Source organism: Streptomyces sp. NPDC092370 (assembly GCF_044755265.1).
Taxonomy (GTDB): Bacteria; Actinomycetota; Actinomycetes; order Streptomycetales; family Streptomycetaceae; genus Streptomyces.
In genome coordinates, this window is sequence record NZ_JBIVQO010000002.1 from 487,341 (window position 1) to 509,130 (window position 21,790).

At 69.5% G+C, this 21,790-nt stretch carries 21 protein-coding genes and 1 pseudogene; 7 read left to right on the top strand and 15 right to left on the bottom strand.

The genetic code is table 11. The annotated features are described in order from the left end of the window. Positions 1–335 precede the first annotated feature (335 nt). From ACIQHQ_RS08820 to ACIQHQ_RS08835, 4 genes are all read right to left on the bottom strand, one after another. The gene (locus ACIQHQ_RS08820; RefSeq protein ID WP_402611050.1) at positions 336–872 is read right to left on the bottom strand and encodes an ATP-binding protein; all 537 of its coding nucleotides are present in this window, start codon (positions 870–872) and stop codon (positions 336–338) included. A 192-nt stretch (positions 873–1,064) separates the two neighbouring features. Continuing rightward, a complete protein-coding gene (locus tag ACIQHQ_RS08825) occupies positions 1,065–1,469 on the bottom strand; it encodes a DUF779 domain-containing protein (RefSeq protein WP_402611051.1) in 405 nt (134 codons plus the stop codon). Next, the gene (locus tag ACIQHQ_RS08830; protein WP_402611052.1) at positions 1,469–2,986 is read right to left on the bottom strand and encodes an aldehyde dehydrogenase family protein; all 1,518 of its coding nucleotides are present in this window, start codon (positions 2,984–2,986) and stop codon (positions 1,469–1,471) included. The genes ACIQHQ_RS08825 and ACIQHQ_RS08830 overlap by 1 nt, the downstream gene beginning before the upstream one ends. Before the next feature lie 126 nt (positions 2,987–3,112). Next, positions 3,113–4,273 carry a GAF domain-containing protein gene (locus ACIQHQ_RS08835; protein WP_402611053.1) on the bottom strand — a complete coding sequence of 387 codons (1,161 nt, stop codon included), beginning with the start codon at positions 4,271–4,273 and terminating at the stop codon, positions 3,113–3,115. Between the two features lie 294 nt (positions 4,274–4,567). Between ACIQHQ_RS08835 and ACIQHQ_RS08840 the strand changes: the two genes are divergently transcribed. The 6 genes from ACIQHQ_RS08840 to ACIQHQ_RS08865 all read left to right on the top strand — a co-directional run bounded on the left by ACIQHQ_RS08840 (position 4,568) and on the right by ACIQHQ_RS08865 (position 8,407). Further along, positions 4,568–4,816 carry a hypothetical protein gene (locus tag ACIQHQ_RS08840; protein WP_402611054.1) on the top strand — a complete coding sequence of 83 codons (249 nt, stop codon included), beginning with the start codon at positions 4,568–4,570 and terminating at the stop codon, positions 4,814–4,816. A 14-nt stretch (positions 4,817–4,830) separates the two neighbouring features. After that, on the top strand, positions 4,831–4,962 hold the full coding sequence (locus tag ACIQHQ_RS08845) for a hypothetical protein (protein ID WP_402611056.1): 132 nt from the start codon (positions 4,831–4,833) through the stop codon (positions 4,960–4,962). Further along, the gene (locus ACIQHQ_RS08850) at positions 4,956–5,144 is read left to right on the top strand and encodes a hypothetical protein (RefSeq protein ID WP_402611058.1); all 189 of its coding nucleotides are present in this window, start codon (positions 4,956–4,958) and stop codon (positions 5,142–5,144) included. Before ACIQHQ_RS08845 ends, ACIQHQ_RS08850 begins: the two co-directional genes overlap by 7 nt. A 160-nt stretch (positions 5,145–5,304) precedes the next feature. Continuing rightward, positions 5,305–7,278: an acetate--CoA ligase gene (acs, locus tag ACIQHQ_RS08855; protein ID WP_402611059.1), complete on the top strand. Its 1,974-nt coding sequence runs from the start codon at positions 5,305–5,307 to the stop codon at positions 7,276–7,278. After that, positions 7,275–7,832: a hypothetical protein gene (locus ACIQHQ_RS08860; RefSeq protein WP_402611060.1), complete on the top strand. Its 558-nt coding sequence runs from the start codon at positions 7,275–7,277 to the stop codon at positions 7,830–7,832. The genes acs and ACIQHQ_RS08860 overlap by 4 nt, the downstream gene beginning before the upstream one ends. After that, complete coding sequence (locus tag ACIQHQ_RS08865; protein WP_402611062.1) at positions 7,832–8,407, top strand: adenylate kinase; 576 nt, start codon at positions 7,832–7,834, stop codon at positions 8,405–8,407. Before ACIQHQ_RS08860 ends, ACIQHQ_RS08865 begins: the two co-directional genes overlap by 1 nt. A 185-nt stretch (positions 8,408–8,592) precedes the next feature. Here the strand turns inward: ACIQHQ_RS08865 and ACIQHQ_RS08870 are convergent, their stop codons facing one another. The 11 genes and pseudogenes from ACIQHQ_RS08870 to ACIQHQ_RS08920 form a co-directional block, all read right to left on the bottom strand. Further along, positions 8,593–8,718 carry a hypothetical protein gene (locus ACIQHQ_RS08870; protein ID WP_402611063.1) on the bottom strand — a complete coding sequence of 42 codons (126 nt, stop codon included), beginning with the start codon at positions 8,716–8,718 and terminating at the stop codon, positions 8,593–8,595. Positions 8,719–9,275: 557 nt separating this feature from the next. Beyond that, entirely contained in the window at positions 9,276–12,128 is a 2,853-nt protein-coding gene (locus tag ACIQHQ_RS08875) for a glycosyl hydrolase family 95 catalytic domain-containing protein (protein WP_402611064.1), read from the bottom strand. Positions 12,129–12,272: 144 nt separating this feature from the next. Further along, a pseudogene (locus tag ACIQHQ_RS08880) lies at positions 12,273–12,605 on the bottom strand (sugar phosphate isomerase/epimerase family protein); the annotation flags it as partial. 40 nt (positions 12,606–12,645) lie between these two features. Further along, complete coding sequence (locus ACIQHQ_RS08885) at positions 12,646–14,124, bottom strand: RICIN domain-containing protein (protein WP_402611065.1); 1,479 nt, start codon at positions 14,122–14,124, stop codon at positions 12,646–12,648. A 240-nt stretch (positions 14,125–14,364) separates the two neighbouring features. After that, the gene (locus tag ACIQHQ_RS08890; RefSeq protein ID WP_402611066.1) at positions 14,365–14,979 is read right to left on the bottom strand and encodes an endo-1,4-beta-xylanase; all 615 of its coding nucleotides are present in this window, start codon (positions 14,977–14,979) and stop codon (positions 14,365–14,367) included. A 382-nt stretch (positions 14,980–15,361) separates the two neighbouring features. After that, a complete protein-coding gene (locus ACIQHQ_RS08895; RefSeq protein ID WP_402611067.1) occupies positions 15,362–16,210 on the bottom strand; it encodes an RNA polymerase sigma factor in 849 nt (282 codons plus the stop codon). A gap of 113 nt (positions 16,211–16,323) precedes the next feature. Then, positions 16,324–16,572 carry an SDR family oxidoreductase gene (locus ACIQHQ_RS08900; RefSeq protein WP_402611068.1) on the bottom strand — a complete coding sequence of 83 codons (249 nt, stop codon included), beginning with the start codon at positions 16,570–16,572 and terminating at the stop codon, positions 16,324–16,326. Further along, positions 16,569–17,774, bottom strand: coding sequence for a mandelate racemase/muconate lactonizing enzyme family protein (locus ACIQHQ_RS08905; protein WP_402611069.1), 1,206 nt, complete (start codon positions 17,772–17,774; stop codon positions 16,569–16,571). The genes ACIQHQ_RS08900 and ACIQHQ_RS08905 overlap by 4 nt, the downstream gene beginning before the upstream one ends. Before the next feature lie 3 nt (positions 17,775–17,777). Continuing rightward, positions 17,778–18,605, bottom strand: coding sequence for a carbohydrate ABC transporter permease (locus ACIQHQ_RS08910; protein WP_402611070.1), 828 nt, complete (start codon positions 18,603–18,605; stop codon positions 17,778–17,780). Continuing rightward, entirely contained in the window at positions 18,605–19,414 is an 810-nt protein-coding gene (locus ACIQHQ_RS08915; protein ID WP_402611616.1) for a carbohydrate ABC transporter permease, read from the bottom strand. The genes ACIQHQ_RS08910 and ACIQHQ_RS08915 overlap by 1 nt, the downstream gene beginning before the upstream one ends. 175 nt (positions 19,415–19,589) lie before the next feature. Then, complete coding sequence (locus ACIQHQ_RS08920; RefSeq protein WP_402611072.1) at positions 19,590–20,861, bottom strand: ABC transporter substrate-binding protein; 1,272 nt, start codon at positions 20,859–20,861, stop codon at positions 19,590–19,592. 158 nt (positions 20,862–21,019) lie between these two features. Here ACIQHQ_RS08920 and ACIQHQ_RS08925 point away from each other — a divergent pair, with 158 nt between their 5' ends. Continuing rightward, a complete protein-coding gene (locus tag ACIQHQ_RS08925) occupies positions 21,020–21,790 on the top strand; it encodes a FadR/GntR family transcriptional regulator (protein WP_402611073.1) in 771 nt (256 codons plus the stop codon).

Consider the following 21,790-nt stretch of genomic DNA (forward strand, 5'->3'; position numbering starts at 1 on the left):
AGGCGCGTGTGCGTGTGAGCTTCACAAGGGCCTGAGTTCGTCGCTTGGTGGGTAGATCCCGACCAGCTCCGAATGCCAGGACCTCGGTGCGATAGCCCTTGTGCCCGGTGACACGGTGTTCACGCCCTCCGATGGCACGTTCGTGTGGAAGCCGGGCAAGGAGACGACGGCGGCCGGCCTGCCGCTGGCCCGCATCGGAGGGCTGGAGGACGCGGCGAGGGCGGTGCAGTGGCTCGTGTCGCAACGCGGAGGAGTGGGTCACGGGCACGGACCTGCTGGTAGAGGGCGGCACGCGGGGCTCGTCGACTGCCAACGCGGTGGTCCCTTACGACGGGTCAGTGGGCAAGGGCCGTAGGAATGAGCACGCTGACCCGGCGGCCGACGGGGCTCTGCCGGACGCGGACCTCGCTGGTCAGGTGTTCGACGATGGTGAGACCCCGGCCGTGCTCGTCGGGAGCGTCGTCATGCGGGCGCCGTGACCCGGCCGGGCTGCCGGAGTCCGTCACGGAGATCCGCAGGGCCCCGGCGCCGAGCGACAGATGAATGGTCATGTCGCGGTGACCGTGCTCGGCGGCGTTGGCGGCGAGTTCACCGACGACGAGTTCGGCGGTTGCCAGGTCGGGGGGCGGCAGATGCCAGTGAGCCAGGGCCGCTGTGGCGCTGCGGCGTGCCACCGGGACCCAGCGGACCTCGGCGGGAAGGGCCAGGACCGCACGGCGGGCGGGGGCGGTCCGCGCACCGCGGGGAAGGGCCGGCCCTGTCCGGGCGGGAGTGGTATCGGAGCAGGGGCCGGGACGTCCCGCCCCGGGCGGGGTGGGGTCGCCTCCTACGATGCTCGGGTGTGTCGTGCCGGGAAGGGCTCTGGTGCTCATCGTCGGTCCCCGTGGCTGGGCTTGTGCAGGAAAGCGGTGCTCGACGGCCCTCTCGTATGTCGTGACGTCACGAGGTGCCGGGGCACCCCGTGACGGAAGGCGGGCCGGACGCCCTGCAGTCCGGCCCCACCCTCACCACCGCCTGCGTGGATGCGGTGGCTGCCGGATGGCCTGGCGCGTCGACGCGTCAGGTCATCCCGTCGTCTCCGCCCCGGTCGGCAGGGGCGGTTCCGCCTCCGCGCGCTCCCACTCCTCGTCGGTGAACAACCGGGAGCGGAGCAGGAACCGCACACCCTCCGGGGCCTCCAGGGAGAAGCCGCTGCCCCTGCCCGGGACCACGTCGACGGTGAGGTGGGTGTGCCGCCAGTACGCGTACTGGCCGGCGCTCATCCAGAACGGTGTGTCTCCGGCGACGTGGCCGAGCAGGACGTCCGCGGCGCCGACGCGGAACTCGCCGCGCGGGTAGCACATCGGAGCGCTGCCGTCGCAGCAGCCGCCGGACTGGTGGAACATCAGCGGGTCGTGACGAGCCGTCAGCTGTCGCACCAACTCGTCAGCCGCGTCGGTCAGTTCGACCCGCCGCACCCGGGTTCCCATCAGAAGAGGCCGACCTTCTGCTCCGAGTAGCTGACCAGCAGGTTCTTCGTCTGCTGGTAGTGGTCGAGCATCATCTTGTGGTTCTCGCGGCCGAAACCGGACCCCTTGTAGCCGCCGAAGGCGGCGTGGGCCGGGTAGGCGTGGTAGCAGTTGGTCCACACACGTCCTGCCTTGATCTCACGGCCGAGCCGGTAGGCGTGGTTGCCATTGCGGGACCACACGCCGGCGCCGAGGCCGTAGAGGGTGTCATTGGCGATCTTCAGGGCCTCTTCGGGGGAGTCGAAGGTGGTGACCGAGACGACCGGGCCGAAGATCTCCTCCTGGAAGATCCGCATGTCGTTGGTGCCCTTGAAGACGGTCGGCTCGATGTAGTAGCCGCCTTCCAGGCCGGGGACCGTGCGGGGCCCGCCGCCGGTGAGCAACTCGGCGCCTTCCTGCTTGCCGATGTCGATGTAGGACAGGATCTTCTCGAACTGGTCGTTGCTCACCTGGGCGCCGATCATGGTCTGCGGGTCGAGCGGGCTGCCGCCCTTGATGGCCTTGGTGCGCTCCAGGACGCGGGCCATGAACTCGTCGTAGATCGAGGAGGCGATCAGGGCCCGGGACGGGCAGGTGCACACCTCGCCCTGGTTGACCGCGAACATCACAAAGCCCTCGACGGCCTTGTCCAGGTAGGCGTCGTCGGCGTCCATGACGTCGGCCAGGAAGATGTTCGGGCTCTTGCCTCCCAGCTCCAGGGTGACCGGGATGATGTTCTCTGTGGCGTACTGCATGATCAGCCGGCCGGTCGTGGTCTCGCCGGTGAAGGCGATCTTGGCGATGCGCGGGCTGGAGGCGAGGGGCTTGCCGGCCTCGACGCCGAAGCCGTTGACGACGTTGAGCACGCCGGGCGGGAGCAGGTCGGCGATCAGGTCGATCACGTACAGCAGGCTGACCGGGGTCTGCTCGGCGGGCTTGATGATCACGCAGTTGCCCGCCGCCAGGGCCGGGGCGAGCTTCCACGCGGCCATCAGGATGGGGAAGTTCCACGGGATGATCTGGCCGACCACGCCCAGCGGCTCGTGGAAGTGGTAGGCGACGGTGTCCGCGTCGATCTCGCCGACCGAGCCCTCCTGGCTGCGCACCACGCCCGCGAAGTACCGGAAGTGGTCGACGGCGAGCGGGATGTCGACGTTCAGTGTCTCGCGGACGGGCTTGCCGTTCTCCCAGGTCTCGGCCACGGCGATCTTCTCGAGGTTCTCCTCGAGCCGGTCCGCGATCCGGTTGAGGAGGTTGGCCCGCTCGGTGATGGAGGTGCGGCCCCAGCGGTCGGCCGCGGCGTGAGCGGCGTCCAGGGCCAGTTCGACGTCGGCGGCGGAGGAGCGGGCGACCTCGCAGAAGACCTTTCCGTTCACCGGCGACAGGTTCTCGAAGTAGCGACCCTCCACGGGGGCGACCCAGTCGCCGCCGATGAAGTTGTCGTATCGCGGGGCGAAGTTGACGATGCTGCCGTCCGTTCCCGGCTGCGCGTACACCATGGCGGCTCTCCTCGGTGGGCGATGGTGAGTGCTGTGTACGACGGCCCTCGCCGTCGTGGTGTGCATCACTGTGGGCCCGCGAGGTTGGCGCAAGGTTGGCGACGCCGGTACGCCGATGGCGCCGGGTCAGCGCAGGGCGGTGGTGAGCCGGCCGGCCGCGATCGCCCGGCGGGCGTCGCCCGGACCGATCAGGCGCATCGCGTGCTCGTGCACCTCCGCGTCGTACGGCGCCCGCTCGCCGTACCGCAGGGCGTGCTCCGGGCGGACGCTCGCCAGGACCGCCTCCCGTACGGCCACCTCCAGCCGGGTGCGCCACTCCTCGATGCCGGGAGCCTCGGAGCGGGGGAGCAGCGGACCGCGGTACAGGCGCAGGGCCGTGTCCGTGTCACCGCGCTCCAGTGCGCGCAGCACGTCGACGGCGTCGCAGGAGACCGGGGCGGTGAGTGCGTAGCGGCGAGCGGCGATGCCGCCGCCGAGGGCCCGGCGCAGATGCGAGATCTCCGCCTTGAACGTGGAGGCCGTCACGGGCCGGTCGCCGTACAGGGCGTCGCGCAGCCGCTCCGAGGAGAAGCCGTCCGGTTCCAGCGCGAGGAGGGTGAGGATCTCCAGTTGCCGGGGCCGCAGAGCGAGCAGAACGCCCTCGCGTGTGGCTTTCTCCTCGCCCATGCAGGTCAGCCGCACCTGGGGCACGTCGTCCCGGGGCCCGGTCGGCAGTTCGGCGCGGAGCCCGGCCTCGATGGCGGACGCCAGACCGCGCACCGTGGACATGGCCAGTGGGTGTGAGCGGTCCCAGGTGGTGGACAGGTCCAGGACGCCGAGGACGCGCCCGTCGGGTCCGTGGATCGGCGCGCCGTAACAGACCCAGCCGTGCAGCGCGGCCACCAGGTGTTCGGCCGAGAAGACGGTGCTGGGGCGACCGGTGCGCAGCGCCAGGGACAGCGCGTTGGTGCCCATGGCCTGCTCGTTCCAGCGACCCCCCGGGGCGAAGTTGACCCGCTCGGCTCGCCGGCGCATGTCCTGGCCGGCGCAGGTCCACATGATCGTTCCCGACTCGTCGGTGACCGCGGCGACGAAGCCGGCGTCGTCGGCGATGCTGCGCAGTTCGTCGGAAAGGGCGTCGATCGGCCGGCGCAGCAGCGAGTCGGTCCAGCGGTGCCGGACCGTGCCGTCGTCGACCGGCGCGCTGTCCCGGGCCGGGTCCACGTTGACCAGGGAGCGCGTCCAGGAGTCGGCCACCTCATGGCGCAGCGCCTCGTGGCTGCTCGGCGCCGAGCCCGTGGATTTCACCAGCGACACCGTCCGGGACCACTCACCCTCGAGTGCTGCCCTGCGCTGCCGAAGGTCACTACGCTGTGACATGTACTCCCCTGTCGTAAAGAAGGGGCGAATCACAATTATTCGCCTCAACCGCACAGAGCGCACCTGCCCGATCAGGCAGGTTCCCCTGTCCGGACGGGCAGGTGCCGCGTCCGGTTGCACGCCCTAGCTTGGTCTACGTTTGACGACAGTGTTATCGGCGAATGAAGCGGTGAAATCAAGGTTTCGCACAGGTTGCGGACTGCACGCCCTTTTGGAGGTCGCATGTCGCTCCCCTCCGGAGCCATGGTGACCAGCGGTATCGACCCGAGTGCCGACTGGAGCCGTGACGAGCGCCACGGCGAACTCCTGGGGCCGCAAGGGACGGGCACCGGGGGTCCCCGGCAGTCCGCCAGGATGGCAAAGTTCCATGTGCCCGAGGTCCTCTTCGGACCCGGCTCGCTGACCGAGCTCGGTCACTGCGCGCTCAGGCTCGGCGGCCGTCGGCCGTTCCTCGTCACCGACCCGGGCTGATCAAGGCGGGCTGGGTGGACGAGGCGGTGGGCCATCTGCGCAGGGTCGGCCTGCGGCCCGTCGTCTGGCACGACGTGACACCCAACCCCAAGGACCACGAGGTCGAGGCCGGCTTCCAGCGAACCGGCGCGCGCGGTACGTGCTGATCGCCGCCGCCGTCGTCGAGGGGCTGGTGGACCACCGCCGCTCCGGCACTTCGCTCGGCCCCCTCCCGCACTTGGCGATCCGTCGTCTGGACGACCTCGCCTACGGCTGGGGGTCTGGCGGGGCGCCCTACGGCGCGGGACCACCGCACCGCTGCGGCCGCGCCTCGCCCTGCGCCTGGTGAGCCGTTGGACCGCCGGAGGGCGGCCATAGCCGCGGCCCCCGGCCCGCCGCCAACCTCCCGCCAACCCTCACCCGCCACCGTGTCCACCTGGCGACGGCCGGCCGCGCCCTCGGACCGGCACCCGTGCCGTCAGCACCCGCACCCCACTGGAGGATCCGGTATGTCTCCGAGCTCTGCCCACCCCGCCCTTCCAGAGAACCCGCCCACTCCCCGGGGCGCCGTCTTGGGACCGCTGGAGCGGGCCGCGGACGATCACCTCGCCTTCTGGGCGCAGGAGGCCGGGCAGCTCCACTGGGACACCGGCTGGGACCAGGTGCTGGACTGGACGGACGCGCCCTTCGCCCGCTGGTTCACCGGCGGAAGGCTGAACGTGGCGTACAACTGCGTCGACCGGCACGTCGAGGCAGGGCACGGCGCCCGGGTCGCCTTCCACTGGGAGGGCGAGCCGGGTGACACCCGCACGATCACCTACGCGGAGCTGAGGCGCGAGGTCTGCCGCACGGCGAACGCCCTGCTCCGCCTCGGTCTGACGCCGGGCGACCGGGTCGCCATCCAGCTGCCGATGATCCCCGAGGCGGTCTTCGCCATGCTGGCCTGCGCCCGTCTCGGCCTGCCGCACAGCGTCGTGTTCGGCGGGTTCTCCCCGGCCGCCCTGCAGTCACGCATCGACGACGCCCACGCCAGGCTGCTGATCACCGCGGACGGCCAGTACCGGCGGGGCAGGGCCGAGCCCATGAAGGCGAACACCGACGAGGCGACCAGGGACACCCCGAGCATCGAGCACGTCCTGGTGGTCCGGCGCACCGGCACCGACGTGCCGTGGACCGAGGGCCGCGACCTGTGGTGGCACGACCTGGTCGACGCCCAGTCCGACGAGCACACCCCCGAACCCTTCGACGCCGAGCACCCGCTCTTCATCCTCTACACCTCCGGGACGACGGGCAGCCCGAAGGGCATCCTGCACACCTCCGGCGGCTACCTGACCCAGGCCGCCTACACCCACCGCACCGTCTTCGACCTCGACACCGAGACCGACGTCTACTGGTGCACAGCCGACATCGGCTGGATCACCGGGCACTCCTACATCGTGTACGGTCCGCTCGCCAACCGGGCGACCTCGGTCATGTACGAGGGCACACCCAACACCCCGCACGAAGGACGGCACTTCGAGATCATCGAGAAGTACGGCGTCACGGTCTACTACACCGCCCCCACCCTCATCCGCACCTTCATGAAGTGGGGCGAGCAGATCCCCACCCGCTACGACCTCTCCTCGATCCGCGTGCTCGGCAGCGTCGGCGAACCGATCAACCCCGAGGCGTGGCGCTGGTACCGCACGCACATCGGGGCCGGCAGGGCGCCGATCGTGGACACCTGGTGGCAGACCGAGACCGGCGCCGTCATGATCTCACCGCTGCCCGGGAGCACCTCCCAGCCCCCCAGGGCTGGGGCAGGGACCGGCGCGAAGCCCGGCTCGGCCCAGGCGCCGCTGCCGGGCCTGTCCGCCAAGGTGGTCGACGACCAGGGCCGTCAGGTCGGCAACGGCGAGAGCGGCTATCTGGTCCTCGACCAGCCCTGGCCCTCCATGCTGCGCGGGATCTGGGGCGACGAGGAGCGGTACCGGGCGACGTACTGGTCTCGTTTCGCCGACCAGGGCTACTACTTCGCCGGGGACGGCGCGCGCTACGACGAGGACGGCGACATCTGGCTGCTGGGCCGCGTGGACGACGTCATGAACGTCTCCGGACACCGGATCTCCACAGCGGAGGTCGAGTCGGCGCTCGTCTCGCACCCCGCGGTGGCCGAGGCCGCGGTGGTGGGCGCGTCGGACCCGACGACCGGACAGGCCATCGTCGCCTTCGTCATCCTGCGCGCCGGCGCCGACCCGGACCTCACGGCGGCGCTGCGCGAGCATGTCGCACAGGAGATCGGCCCGATCGCCAAGCCCCGCCAGATCATGGTGGTCCCCGAACTGCCCAAGACCCGGTCCGGGAAGATCATGCGCAGGCTGCTGCGCGACGTCGCCGAGCACCGGGAGGTCGGAGACGTCACGACGCTCGCCGACGCCTCCGTGATGGACCGGATCAACGCCGGTCTCAGTGGCGGTCAGCAGGACAAGCCGGGCCCGGCATGAGCGGCGGCGGCCTGTCGCCGGGCCGGGGCGTGCGCCTCACCGGAGCGAGCACCGCCGGCGGCCCCGTGCGGGCCGTCGGAACGGTCGTCGACCGTCGCGGGCGCCTGGATCACCTCGCCCTGTGCGAGGTCCGGTCCAGGGCCCCGGGTAGGCCGCCGGGCTGCGTGCGGCGAGCCGGCCGGCGCCGGACGGCCGCGCACGGCGGACCGGTCGTCGACGTGATCACGGATGCGGTCCGGGAGCGGTCTCAGGACACCGCCCTGGCAGGACTTCCCGCGCTCGCCGGGTGGCCGGCGGCCGAACCGACGCCCGGCACCGGCGTCCACACCATCGTGACCGGTCCGTCGGTCGGCGCGGACGCGTCCCGCAGGGCGAACGCCGACGCGCTGCGCGGCCTCCCCAGCACGCCGCGCGCACCGGGCACCCGGGGCGGTGCCGGTCCCGGCCGAGGGACCTCTCCGCCCGTCACGGGCCGCCTGACCGGAGCACGCCGACAACAGCGAAGACCAGGAACGAAGACCAGGAACGACCACTGGAAGGCACGCGCGCGCTGATGCGAATCGTCCTCATCGGCCCTCCCGGAGCGGGCAAGGGCACCCAAGCAGCCATACTCAGCGAGGAACTCGGCATCCCGCACATCTCCACCGGGGACCTGTTCCGCGAGCACGTCACCCGCCGGACGCCACTCGGACAGGAAGCCAAGCGGTATCTCGACACCGGCGAATTCGTACCCGATCACGTCACCGGCGGCATGGTCCGCCAGCGGCTGGAACAGTCCGACACCCGGCGCGGCTTCCTTCTGGACGGCTTCCCGCGGACCCTGACACAGGCGCGGGAACTCGCCGCGACACTGGATTCCACCGGAGCCGGACTGGACGCGGTGGTGGAGTTCACCGCTCCCGAGGACATCGTGGTGAAGCGGCTGTTGAACCGCGGCCGACCGGATGACACCGAGGATGTCATCCGCCATCGGCAGCGGGTCTACGAACGCCAGACCGCCCCTCTGCTCGACCACTACGCGGACATCCTGCTGACCGTTCAGGCCGTAGGACCGATCGACGAGATCGCCGGGCGGGCGCTCAGCGGACTGTCGGGAGAGCTGGCCCGGCACCCTCGCCGCGCACCGTGATCACCTCGTCCTTCACGGGAGGCAACCGGCCTCGCGGGACGCAGGGCCGGACAGTGGGGGACGTTCCCGGTGCGGGCGCTCGGGCGCGCCGGCATCGGACGTCAATCGTGTCGCGACGAGACGCGGGAGGGCACGCCGCCGGGGCGTGGTCACCGTGCTCATCGCCTCCGGCGGGTTTCTCGCGGTCACATGCTCCGTTCGCTCCAGCCGCCCTCGGGGAACTCCTGGGTCCGGTAGGCGAGGACCTCCCACGGCCCGACGGCGTCCAGTTCCTCCACTCCGTCGAAGAGCAGCAGTCCGATGTGATTCATGCTCCCCGCCTGGCCCGCGCGCTTTCGCCTCACCCCGGTCAAAGCGCCGGGATTCCGCGGACTCGGAGCCTCACGCGGGGATACGTTCGGCGCATGGTGGTGGGCCGCGAAGGGGAGCTCGAAACCTCGAACTCAGTCAGCTGATCCACGAGCCACGTCGACGACTGGTCAGGGACGGAACGGATCTGCTGGACGTCGTCCTCGTTCTCGTGAACAAAATGCAGGAAGACCTGACCCAGGGGACTCTCCCCGCGGCAATTCTGTGGAACGAAACCGAGCCGGAAACCCTGCCGAACGGCCAGATCGGAAAGCAACGGCTGCGCTTCCCCAAAGAATTCCCGAGCAGCCGGCGGGCCGTACGGTCGGCCCGGTTCACTCAGTCCCCGCAAGAGTGGCCCCGGCGGTGGGCGACGTGCTAGCCGCAGCGCTGACTCCTGCCACGCCGTACCGCTACCGCGGCGGGCCCCAAGGACAATTTACGGATCGACATCGTGCGGCTCTCTCGCTGCTCGGTGACATGGCTCTCCTTGTTGGTCGGGCCGCAGGTCGCCTTGGGGCTAGATGCGGTGGAGTTGGAATCGCTGGTTGGTGCTACCAGTGGCTGCCCACTGGGAGATGCGGGCTCCGTCGGCGGTGGAGGCCTCCCACACGTCCAGGGTGAGGCCGCTCTGCCGGTTGACCAGACTGATCACGCCACCGCCGTGGTCGACTATCCGCCACTGCTGGCCAGCGGCGTCGGTATCCGGCTGCTGAGTGATGTCGGCGCCGCTGCTGCTACTGGCGACGGTCAGGACCAGACCACTGTGCCCAACCCGGGTCTTGTAGTGCCCGCCGTCGGCGGGCAGGAACTCGAAGTGACGGTTGAGACCGGCGGTGATCTGCCACTGGATCAGCCGCGCACCGGCGGCCGTGGACGCACCGTCGATGTCGGCAGCCTTGCCGCTGTGCTGGGCCACCAGCCGATAGGCCACGCCGGCCTCCACCGGCCCCGACCTGAGGGCGGACGCGCGGTAGGTGGTGCCTGCCTGGCCGGCGAACTCGATGAGATCGGCCTCGAGCCGCTTCGGCTGGACCGGCTCGCCGCTCGAATCGTCCCGCAGCGTGAAGTCGCCGGCGAAGATCCGGCTGCGCACCCGGACGACGCCGGTTCGGTCGGGTGTGACGACGAACTCGGTCCGGCCGCTGCTCCACTCGGCGCCGACGGTGTATCCGCCGCGGCCGCGCAGTCCGCTCACGCGCCCGGTGGGCCAGGCGGCCGGCAACGCCGGCAGCACGTGCAGTTCGCCGTTGTGGCTCTGCAACAGCATCTCCGCGATGCCCGAGGTGGCGCCGAAGTTGCCGTCGATCTGGAACGGGGGGTGCAGGTCGAACATGTTGGGCGCGAGCCGGTCCGTCCGCACCAGGTCCCGGATCAGCTTGTGGGCCCGGGCACCGTCCTCCATCCGTGCCCAGAAGTTGATCTTCCACGCGAGCGACCATCCCGTCCCGTCGTCACCGCGCAGCTCCAGCGTCCGCCGCGCGGCCTCGTGCAACCGGGGTGTCCCGCGCTTGGTGATCTGGTTGCTCGGATGCAATCCGTACAGGTGGGAGACGTGCCGGTGATTCCGCTCGGTCTCCACCCAGTCGGCCAGCCACTCCTGGATGTTGCCCCTGGAGCCCACCCGCATCGGCGCCAACCGGTCCCGGGCCGCGACTGCCTGAGCGCGGAAGGCGGCGTCCACGCCGAGGATTTCGCCGGCGCGGGCGACGCTGCTGAAAAGGTCGCGCAGGATCTGGTTGTCCATGGTGGGCCCCGCGCAGACGGTGGCGTTCGCGTGGTGAGCGAGCTCCGGAGAGTTCGACGGGTTGGTGACCAGGTGTCCGAGCGTCGGGTGGGCGACCAGGGTGTCGAGGAAGAACTGGGCGGCGCCCTTCAGGGCCGGATAGTTGGAGCGGAGGAAGTCGACGTCACCGGTGAACAGGTAGTGGTCCCAGATCAGGGTGGCCAGCCATGCGCCACCGGTCTGCCACATCCCCCACTGCGCTCCGTCGACGACCGAGGCGCCCCGCCACGCGTCGGTGTTGTGATGCGTCACCCAGCCCCCGGCGCCGTACTGCGCCTGGGCAACCCGGGCGCCGGTCACGGTCAGGTCGTTGATCACGTCGAAGACCGGGAGGAAGCATTCGGGCAGGTTCGTCGTGTCGGCGGGCCAGTAGTTCATCGGCAGGTTGGCGTTGATGGTGAACTTCGAGTCCCAGGAGGGAGCCATCTGGTCGTTCCAGATGCCCTGCAGGTTCGCCGGCTGGGTGCCCGGGCGCGAGGACGAGATGAGCAGATACCGGCCGAACTGGAACAACAGGGCGGAAAACTGCGGGTCGTTCACTTGTGCGTGCTGTGTGATCCGTACGTCGGTCGGCTGGTCTGCCGCCGTCGTACGTCCCAGATCGACCGACACCCGGTCGAACAGCTTCTGATAGTCGGCGAGATGCCGCCTGCGTAGTTCGTCGATGCCGACGTCGCGGGCAGCGCTGAGGCGGCTCCGCGCGATGCCCTGGTAGTCGCCGTCGACCTTCCGGAAGTTGACGTAACTGGAACCGATCGACACCAGCACCGTCACGCTGGTGGCGCCGGAGACCCGCAGCGTGCCGCCCGAGCTGCTGACCGTGCCGCCGGTCACCACGGCGTTGGCCAGGGCGAGGAACCGGACCCGCCCGGCGATGCCCTCCATGGTGCCGGAGATGCCGTCGAGGGCGATCGTGGCCCCGTCCGGGCTGGACACCGTGGTCCGTTGTGGACTGTCGAACGTGGCGTTGAAGGCGATGGAGTTGGCCCGGTCGGCCGTCAGCCGGACCACGATCACCTGGTGAGGTGCGCTGGCGAACACCTCACGCTGATACCGCACGCCGTTCAGCACGTAGGTCGTGAGGGCCGTGGCGGTGGTGAGGTCGAGCGTCCGGTTGTACTGCGACGCACCGGTAGCGCTGCCGAAGGAGAGCAGAAGGTTTCCGACCGGCTGGTAGGCCAACTGTCCGGCCGGGCTGCCCAGCATCGTCTGATTGATCAGGTCCTGCGCCGGCCCCCACTGATCCGCGAAGACACGCCGTCGGATCTCCGCGATGCTGGCCGCGCCGCGGGTGTTGGCGGAGTCGTACGGACCGCCGGCCCAGACGGTGTCCTCGTTGAGCTGCAGCCGTTCGGTGTCCACGTTGCCGAACACCATCGCGCCGAGGCGTCCGTTGCCGATCGGCAGGGCCCGCAGCCAGTCCGCGCCGGCCGGCTTGTCGTACCACAGGGCGAGGTCGTTGGCGGCCAGAACCTCCGGCGGCGCGGCCGAGCCGGCCCTGGCGGTGGCCGTCCACCCAGCCGACACGATCCCTGCTCCAGCCGCCGCCCCGGCGGCGAGAAACCCTCTGCGTGTCACCTCGGACATATGTCGTTCTCCGTTCAAGGATGGGAGCAGGTCGCTGACTTCGGTGATGACAAACCGCCGGTGAGAAAGGCGACCGGCCGTGCGCCTTCTTCTCCGCCGAGCCGCAGGCCGGCCATCGGCTGGGTGACCGTCCCTGCGCCGGGCTCAGTCCTTCCTCTCGGATGCGGCGTCGAATGCGGCGGCCGGCGAGTCGAACGCCGACTTCCGAGCGAACGCCAGCGCCTCGGGCGCTCCGATCAGCCGGTCCATGCCGGCGTCCTCGCACTCGACTGAAGTCGGCCCGTCGTAGCCGATCGCGTTCAGCGCGCGGAAGCAGTTCTCCCACGGCACGTCGCCGTGGCCGGCGGAGACGAAGTCCCAGCCCCGGCCGCGGTCGGCCCAGGGCAGAGGGGAACTCATCCGGCCGCGGCGGCCGTCGACGGTACGGACCTTCGCGTCCTTGCGGTCGACGTGGCAGATCCGGTCGGTGAAGTCATGAGCCGTGGCCGGTTGCCATCGGCTCGGCCGCGGCCGGCGGTCACCGTCCACCGTGTCCGCCGAGTCGGGCGTCGCGTCGTGCGTCAGGCGTGATCTGCCATCTCTGGTTGTCGCCGCCCCAGCACGCCCACAGCTGCACCTTGAAGGTGGCGGTGTTCACGTCGAGGCAGAGGCCGGAGTGAACGCCGCGGATGGTGCCGTCAGCGCCCACCGTCCAACGCTGGTTGTCGCCGCCGTTGCACGCCCACGTGCCGACCACGGTGCCGTTCGTCGTCCCCCTGTTGTACGCATCCAGGCACTCCTGGCCCCCACGGGCGGTGATCTGTCCGCCAGCCGTCAAGGTCCACTGCTGGCCGGCCGTGTTGGCGCAGGTGTACACCCGGACCTGGTTGTTCGCCGTGCTCCCGCCGGGGATGTCCAGACAGCGCCCGGTGCTGACGTTGCGCAGCAGGCTGGTCGGGGCCGGGACGTCGCCGTCCAGGCCCCAGCCGTACCTGAGGCGCTCGCGGCCGCTGGTGCTGGGAGTGCTGAGCGTGAGGTTGGTACCGGTGCCGTGCAGTTTCTGCATGGCGTACCAGTCGTCGCCCTGGCCGGCGCGGATCTTCCCGCCCAGCCCGGGCCAGTAGATGGAGCCGATCCGCAGTTCCCGGAGCACGGTGGTGGTGGCCCGGAAGTAGCGCACGAAGTTGTCGGTGCTGCCGGCGTCGTGGTAATTGAGCCCGGTATCCATCGGCGCGCCGAACTCGTCGACGACAGTGCGGTCGGCGCAGGGGCCGATCGCGTTCCGCAGGTACGCCACCCACTCGTCGTAGGTCTTCGCGCCGCTGAAGAACGTGTAGTGGTGCAGCGACAGGAACGTCCCGTCAAGGCGGCGGTCGGCGCACATCGATCTGATGTCAGTGTTCAGGCCCGCGCCGCTGACGAAGATGCGGTTCCGTGGAATCGAGGGGCGGCTGCTGATCCAGTTGCTCACCACGTTCGCCCACTCGCCGGCGCTGTGCCCTCCCGGTTCGTTCATCGGCTCGAAGTAGACGAGGCTGTTGGTGCCGTACCGGGCAAGCACGGTGTTCCACATGGTGTCGAAGGCGCTCGGGTTGACGATGCGACCGCCGCGGGCGGCCACCCCGTCGTCCCAGTAGGAGAGGACGACCTTGAATCCCTTCGCGGTGGCCGCGTCTATCGCGCCCGTGTACGCGCTCCACCAGCTCGTCCCGACTGTGTACGTGTTGATCGGTAGCCGAACGGTGTTGGCGCCGAGGTTGTTCTCGAAGCCTGTGTAGATGGCGTTGGCTTTCGCCACGACCGTCTGGTAACTGTCGGAGCCGCTCAACCCGTGCAGGACCAGCGGTCCGCCGTGGAAGTTGTCACCGAGCCGGGCCCAGTTGACGCCCCGGAACTGCGTGGTGTCGGCGGCGGCCGGCGAGGCGCTCTGGTGCTCGACGAACGCCAGCGCGCTGAGAGCGGTCAGGATGCAGGCGAGCGCCCGGGCGAGGTGGCGCCGGCGATGGGTGTGGGGCATGGTCGTGTCCCTCCCGGTTGGGGGTGTGGTCACGTCTGCGGTGTGCGGGATCTGTTGACGTCGGCCGCCTGCCGGCAGCCGGCCGAGCCGGCGCGGAGCTTGCCCTCTCCGCGCCGGCCCCCTCCCAGATCGCTCGCGCAGCGAGCATGTCAGCGTCATGCCGCTGCCGTGGCGCCTGGAAGCCTCGCTCCCCGGCTTCGCCCGGATCTCCGGTCAGCAGGTGGAGTCGGTCTGAGTGAGTCACCCCATTCGCCACGGCAGGGAGAGAATGATCCGTCCACCATCGTTCGTCGCGAGGTTGTGCACATCCAGCGCCTTGCCGCTGTTGCGGTTCACCAGCACGCACCACGCGCTCGGGTCGACACTCGCCGCCGACGCCGAGCCGGCGCCGATCGCGACCAAGGCCGTCACGTGGTTGATGGCGGCGTTGCGCAGGTCGCCGCCGGACAGGCCCCGCGCCCAGCCGGGCTGCTGGGCGTGCCGGAGCAGCGTGTGGCCGCGCATGCTCATGCCGTTGGCCCGGGAATGGCTGACGATGCGGTCACCGCTGTGGTTGAAGACGCCTTGCTGCGGCTCGGTGGCGTCCCACTTCATCTCGTTCTCGGCGACGGCGCTGTGGAACTCGCGGTTGAGGACCGACATGTAGGTGCTGTTGGAGAACTTGTACGTTCCGACCGCAGCGCCAAAGCAGCGGCCCTTCTCCGCCGCCGACGCGCCCAATGTGGAGCCCGCGTCGGCGGTGCCCATGAACAGCGGCACCGTGCCGGCCGCGACCAACCCGCCTGACAGCAGGGGCAGGATCGCTCGGGCCCGGGGCCGCCGCGGCGGACCAGCCAAGTGCACGAATTCGTTCATCTCCGGCACCTTTCGGAGTCGGGGTCACCTCACCGTGCCAGCGCCAGCATCCGTAGATCGTTTTTGGCTTCCGCTTTCACAGGTCAGAAATGAGGAACGCTACGCGTCGATGACTAGAAGATTGACAGATTGCCATGGTCCATTCAAGAGGGAACCGTCGATATGTGTGGGCCTAATCCGTCGTGCAACCGACCGGAGAAGCGGGACTATTGACGACCACTCCTCATAACTCTTTTTGGCGGCGAATCGGGGTGACGGACGCGTGTAAATCGCGGCGGTTTTCGTTATCGGCGGCCAGTTTGAACAGTCGCAGTCGCCGTAGTGCCGAAAAGCGCGGCGCCGCCGCCGAATGCGAAGACTTGGGTGCCGGACTCGAGCGGCCTCAGGCGAGTTGGCCGAGTAACCCAGCCTTGGCGCCGGCGACCGGCCCGGCGAGCGCGGGTTTGTCGAGCACCGTGGCCGACCGCGCCGGCGGGGCGGGGAGCAGCGCGAAGGCGACGATCAGCCGCTCGAGGGGTACCAGTTCGTCGGCGGCCCGGCCGCAGTCCGCACAGGATCGGGTGTGCCGGGTGATGCGCTTACGCCACAGCGCGCTCGGTCCGCCGTCCCAGCCCTCCAGTGCGGCGATCAGCTGTGGGCACCGGGGGCTGGCTTCCAGCGCGGCGACGAGTGACCGGCTCAGCTCCAGTTGGTTGCGCATCCGCTGGATGCGCACACCCGCGTGAGCCACGCTCGTTCCCAGCGCCGCCGCGAGCTCCGCCCTCGTCAGCCGGCCCGCGGTCTCCAGCCACCACAGTGACAGCAGCGCCCGGGCGTCCGGGTCGAGCCATCGACTGGCGCGTACGGTCTTTCGGCGATGACCGGACAGCTCGACGTGGATCAGGGCCAGGCTCTCGGCGTCCGCGTCCGGCGGGTCGGTCATCTCGTCGAGGGGGGCCGTCCGTTCGGCGTCCGCCTGCCGCCGGTGCAGATGGGTGCTGATCTGTCGTGTCGCGATCGTGGCCAGCCAGGGCCGGAAGCTCTCCGGGGCGCGCAACGTGCGTAGCTCAGGAAGTGCCCGCAGCATCGTCTCCTGCACCACGTCGTCGACGTCAGCGAGCTCACCCAGTGCCCTGCGCACGATCGCGTACACCAGCGGCAGGTACGTCGCGGCCAGGTCGTTTAGTGCTCGTGGATCGCCAGCCTGTGCGGCGACGACCAGGCTCGTCTCGTCGGCTCGGCTGGCTCGCATCACGAGCCCGTACACCTTGCCTCGGGCAAGGCCGCCCCAGGTGCCGCACACGCCCTCGGGTTCGCACGCACGATCGGCTCGGGCGCGGCCGGCCGGTAATACCTGGCGGCCCGTCATCGCCCCAGCCATCCGCCATCAACGGGAAGAACGATGCCGTCGACGTAGTCCGGCGCCGGGTAGGCGGGGGGCACCCCGGCCCCGGCGAGGTCGTCGGCGCGTCCTGAGGGACCGGCCGGGATCCGGTCAAGGATCGTCTGGTCGCGCTGGGGGTCGGCGCATAACGCCTCGGTGCCGTCGGTGGCGATGTGGCCCGGTGTGATGGCGTTGAAGGTGCGGGCCCCGCGGTAGACAACCGCCTTCATCGATCCTCCATCCCCATGGTGTCGAATGTCCCTTCCGCGGCGGATCGGTCTGGTCCAGGGGTGACCGCGAGCAGCCGCCGGCCGGCCCGCTCCGGCCGTACGTGCGGTCCGTCGGGTGCGTGTGCCGTTCGCTCACGGGCAGCGGTCATCACCGTTGTTTCGTCGATCCGGATGCCCAGGCCCGGCGTGTCGCCGAGCACGAAGGCGCCGTCCTCGACGTGCAGGTCCATCGCGACGCCGATCGGCGGCTGCATGCCCTGCAGTTCGCTGACGAGGTGGTTGGGCACCGACGTCGCGGCGTGCAGCAGCGCGACAGGCGTGTTGCCGATCGGGCTGACCGGCAGGTCGTAGGCGTGCGCCAGCGCGGCGACACGGAGGAAGTGGGTGACTCCCCAGACCGCGGCCGTCTGGACGATGTCGACGCCTCCCGCCGCGATCAGCGGGCGGAACTGCTCGAGGCCGGTGAGGTTCTCCCCACTGGCGACCGCCGCCCGTACGCCACGGCTCACAGCGGCCAGGCCGTCGGCGTCCCAGCGCCGGACCGGCTCCTCGATCCAGGTCAGGTCGAGTGTGCGTTCCAGTTCACCGACGTGGCGTACCGCCTGCTTGCGGTTCCAGGACTCGTTCACATCCAGCATGAGCCCTGGCCGGGTCCCGTGCGCAGCCTCGGTCAATACCTCGCGTACGAGCAGCAGCCGGTGCCGGTCCCGCTCGATGTTCAGGCCGCCCTTGAGCTTCGCCGCCCTCAGCCCGCGTTCGGCATAGACCTGGTAGGTGGCGACGAGCTCGTCGTCGGTGAGGCCGATGTCCAGACCGGAGGCGTAGGCGTGGACCATGCGGTCGTTGCCCCCGAGCAACCGCCACAGCGGCTCACCCGCGGCCTGTGCCTTGATGTCCCACAATGCCGTGTCGAACGCGCCGATCGTGCCGAACACCACGCCGGCATGCCCGGCTTTGAAGGTGTGCCGCAGCATGCGGTCGTAGAGGGCAGTCACCGCGCGCGGGTCCTGGCCGTCGATGGCGGCGAAAATCGCCTCGGCTTCCACGTGCGGTCCCAGGCCGACTCCGGTGATCCCCTCATCGGTCTCGACGATGACGACCGGCACGGGCATGACCCCGTCGGCGTAGACGCCGTTGGCGTCACCGACAGGTCGGCCCCAGTGCTGCGCCGTCGTCAGGGTTCTGTACCCGGTGATGCGCATGCGTCAGCCCTTCGTCGCGCCGGCCGTCACGCCGTCAGCGATCTGGCGTTGCAGGAACAGGTAGGTCACCAGCACGGGTAGCCCGGCGATCAGGACACCGGCTGCGAAGGTGGGGATGTCGGCGGAGTACTGGCCGCGCAGTGAGGTGATGCCCACCATCAGGGTGCGATGGTCGGCCGACGGCATCATCAGCAGCGAGATGAGCACGTCGTTCCAGCAGAACAGCGCGTCGAGGATGCCCACCGACAGCAGTGCCGGAGCACCCATCGGCAGCATGATGCGCCGGTAGACGCCGTACGGGGTGTTTCCGTCGATCCGTGCGGCGTCGACGATCTCGGTCGGCACCGCTTGGTAGTAGCTCGTCATCAAGAAGACGGTGAACGGCAGGAACTGCGCGACGTAGGCGAGGATCAGCCCCGGATAGGTGTCGATGAGACCGCCGTAGGCCATGATCCTGGCCAGCGGCACCATGATCACCTGGAACGGGATGAACAGTGCCGCCAGGCAGACCAGAACCAGCGCGGACGAGCCACGGAACCGCAGCTGGGCCAGCGCGAACCCGGCCATGGACCCGATGAGCAGTAACAGCGCTACGGCGCAAACCACCACGATCACGGAGTTGAGGAAGTACCGCCCCATGCCGACGCTGTTCCACGCGGTGCTGAGGTTGTCCCACTGGAGAGTGCCTGCCAGGGAGAACCGGTCGAGGATGTACTCCCGGCGGCTCTTCAACGCGACGTTGGCGGTGAACAGCAGCGGGTAGATCGTCGCCAGGGCGAGGAGCACCATCGGCACGGCGACCAGCCATCTGCTCGGCCCCAGTCGAGACATCAGTCCTCCCTTCCCGCCCGGCGCAGCAGGCCGACCTGCAGCAGGCCCACGACCAGCATGATGAGGAAGAGGACCGTGGACGCGGCCGACGCGAGCGCCGGACGGCTCATCTGCCCCTGTTGGATCCAGATGTAGTACTCCGGCAGGTAGGTCGACCCTTCCGGGCCACCACTGGTCATGACGTAGAGCAGCCCGAACATCGAGGTCAGCATCCCGATCATCGTGGTGACGACCACGAACTGGATGGTGCGGGACAGACCCGGGATGATGACGTGCCAGATGGTCCGGGCGAGCGAGGCGCCGTCGACCCGGGCGGCGTCCAGAAGTGCGGTGTCCAGGGTCGCGAATCCGGCCAGGAAAACCACCAGCGCCATCCCCAGCGTCGCCCAGATGTGCACGCCGACGACGGCGAGGATGGCTACGTCGGGATCGCCGAGCCAATCGACCGGGCCGATCCCCAGGCCGCCGAGCACGGTGTTCAGCGGACCGTCGAAGGCCAGGAGCAGGTTGAAGATCGAGCCGACGATCACCGGTGAGAGCACAGCGGGGAAGAAGTAGACGCTCCGGAAGAACCGGTGTCCCGGCACCCGCAGGTAGATGAAGGTGGCGAGCAGGCCCGGGATCGCGACCGCGACCGGCAGCAGCAGCACCAGCAGTCCGACGTTGCGCAGTGCGGTACGGAACAGCGGGTCGTCGATGAGTTCCGCGTAGTTGTCGAGCCCCACCGTGACGCCGTCGCGTTCGCCGTCACCGATGAAGGAGAAGTTGACGCCCAACCCCAGTGGCCAAAGCCGGAGCACGACGACGATCAGGACAGCGGGAGCGACCAGGACGTAGGGGGCGAGGCGTTCGGCGCGCCGGCCGCTGCGGCGTCGGGGAGATTTCGACGTAGGGCCGCGGCCACCTACCGCCTCACCTGCTCGCGTCCCGTCGGGAGGCTCTGCTTGAGCAGCGCGGACCGACGAACCAACGGGTGGCACGGCCTCAGCCTTCTTGGTCGGACGCCGCCAGCTGCCTGACCGCCTCGTCGACCGTGACCGATCCGCTCAGCAGTTGCTGAGACAGCCGCCCCATCAGGTCCACGGTCTTGGAGGGCAGGGCCACGTGCAGGGCGGGCTTGCCACGGTCGACCTCGGACACGATGGTGGCGACGGCTGGGCCACCGCTGGAGACGTCCACCGTGCGGTCGGCCGCGATGGCGCCCGCGTCGGTGTAGAACGACTTCAGTGCCTCGGTCGAGGTCAGGGAGCGCACCAGGTCGGCGGCGACCTCGGGGTCCTTGGTCCACTTCGCGACGGCGTAGCCGATGCCGCCGTCGTAGGGAAGGCTCGGCGTGGCGCCGGCCGTGACGACCGGCGACTTCATGACGCCGACATCGCCGGCGTCGAGGAACTCGGTGAAGTCCTTCCAGTGCCCGATGTCCGACATCAACCCGATGACATGGGCGGCCTTGCTGGTCTGGAACACCGCGAACGCGTCGTTGAACATCGCCGTCGAGTTCGCCCCGTCGCTGTTCAGGCCCTTGTCGTTGACCTCTTTCCAGAGCGAGAAGACCCGTTTGACCGCCGGCGAAGACCAGTCTCGTTTGCCGGCGATCCAGTCTTCGTATTCCGTGGGCGACAGGATGCCCGAGCCGAGCCCGGACAGGAAGAACTGGATACCGATGCCTTCCTTGTTGCCCTGCGCGAAGCACCTGGCACCGGTCGCCTTGCTGATGGCCCGGCAGTCGGCGACGAACTCGTCCCAGCCGGTGGCCGGCTGCTCGGGGTCCAGCCCTGCCTTCCGGTAGAGCGACTTGTTGTAGTAGATCGGGTGACCTTGCAACGTCACCGGAGCGGCGTAGGTCTTGCGGTCCTTGGTGAAGGCCTCCCACCCGGCCAGCCGCCTCCTGTCATCACGGACGTACTCGTCCAACGGCAGAAGGGAGTCCACGCGGTCACGGATCTGCCCGCCGCCGTTGAAGAGCATGACGTCCGGCCCCTTGCCGGCTTGGATGGCGGCCCCGAGCAGGGTGTAGTACTGCTCGAACGGCTGCGCGACGAACTCGACCGTCACGCCGGGGTGGTGCTTGGCGAAGTCGGCCTTGGCCTTCTTGACGTATAAGGACGCTGTGGCGTCGCCGGACTTCCAGTCCCAGACGACGAGCTTGCCCTGCGAACCACCGGACGCCGAATCCGGGTCGGAGGCGCTTCCGCAGCCGGCTAAGACAACGAGCCCGGCAACCAGGATCGCCGACCACAGTGTTCGCTGCTTCATTGCTGCCCCGCTCTCCTGAGGTGGCCGGCTGCCCGGCAATTGAGGTTGAGGAGGAACGCAACTCGTATGACGTATGTAACCCGTATGACGTATGATGTCAACCGAATGCCGTATAGTAGGCGGGCATCCGTGGTGCCGCACGGGTCCCGGGGGGTGTCATGACGGCAGTACCGCAGTCATCCGCAGAGGCCTCCGAGGCCCCCGCCTGGAGCCGGCGCCCGGCGAACCTCGCCGCCGCGGTCACGGCTGAGCTGGTGGACCGGATCGTCCGTGGAGTCCATCCGTCCGGTTCGCCGCTCCCCCCCGAGCCCGTGCTCTGCGAGACCTTCTCGGTCAGCCGCACCGTGGTCCGCGAGGCGGTGAAGATTCTCCAGGAGAAGGGGCTGGTGCACGTCCGCCAGGGCGCCGGCACGATGGTCACCCCGCCGGCGATGTGGAACATGCTTGACGAGCTGGTCCTCGGCGCGACCATCGCCGAAGACGAGAGCCTGGCCATCCTCGATCACCTCGTCGCGACCCGCCGCGTGCTGGAGTCCGATATGGCCAACGTCGCCGCCCGCCTGGCGAACACCGAGGTGATCGACCAGCTACGCGAGCTGGTGGAGCGGATGGATGAGCTCGTCGACGACCCCGCTTCGTACCAGGAAGAGGACCGGGCGTTCCACGACACCGTCATGCAGGCGTCGGGGAACCGCATCGGCCGTGCCGTGGTCCGTTCGCTGGAGCGCCAGGTCATCAACTCCGCCCGTTACATGGGCCGAACCGGCCGCGCCTTCTGCGTCGCGTCCAACCACGGCCATCGGCGCATCTACGAGCGGATCGCAGCGCACGACCCCAAGGGTGCGGCCGAGGCGATGTTCACCCACATCACCGAGGCGTGGGTGGTGCGCCGCAGCGGGCCGGGCGAGCCGACCCGGCTGCTGCGTTAG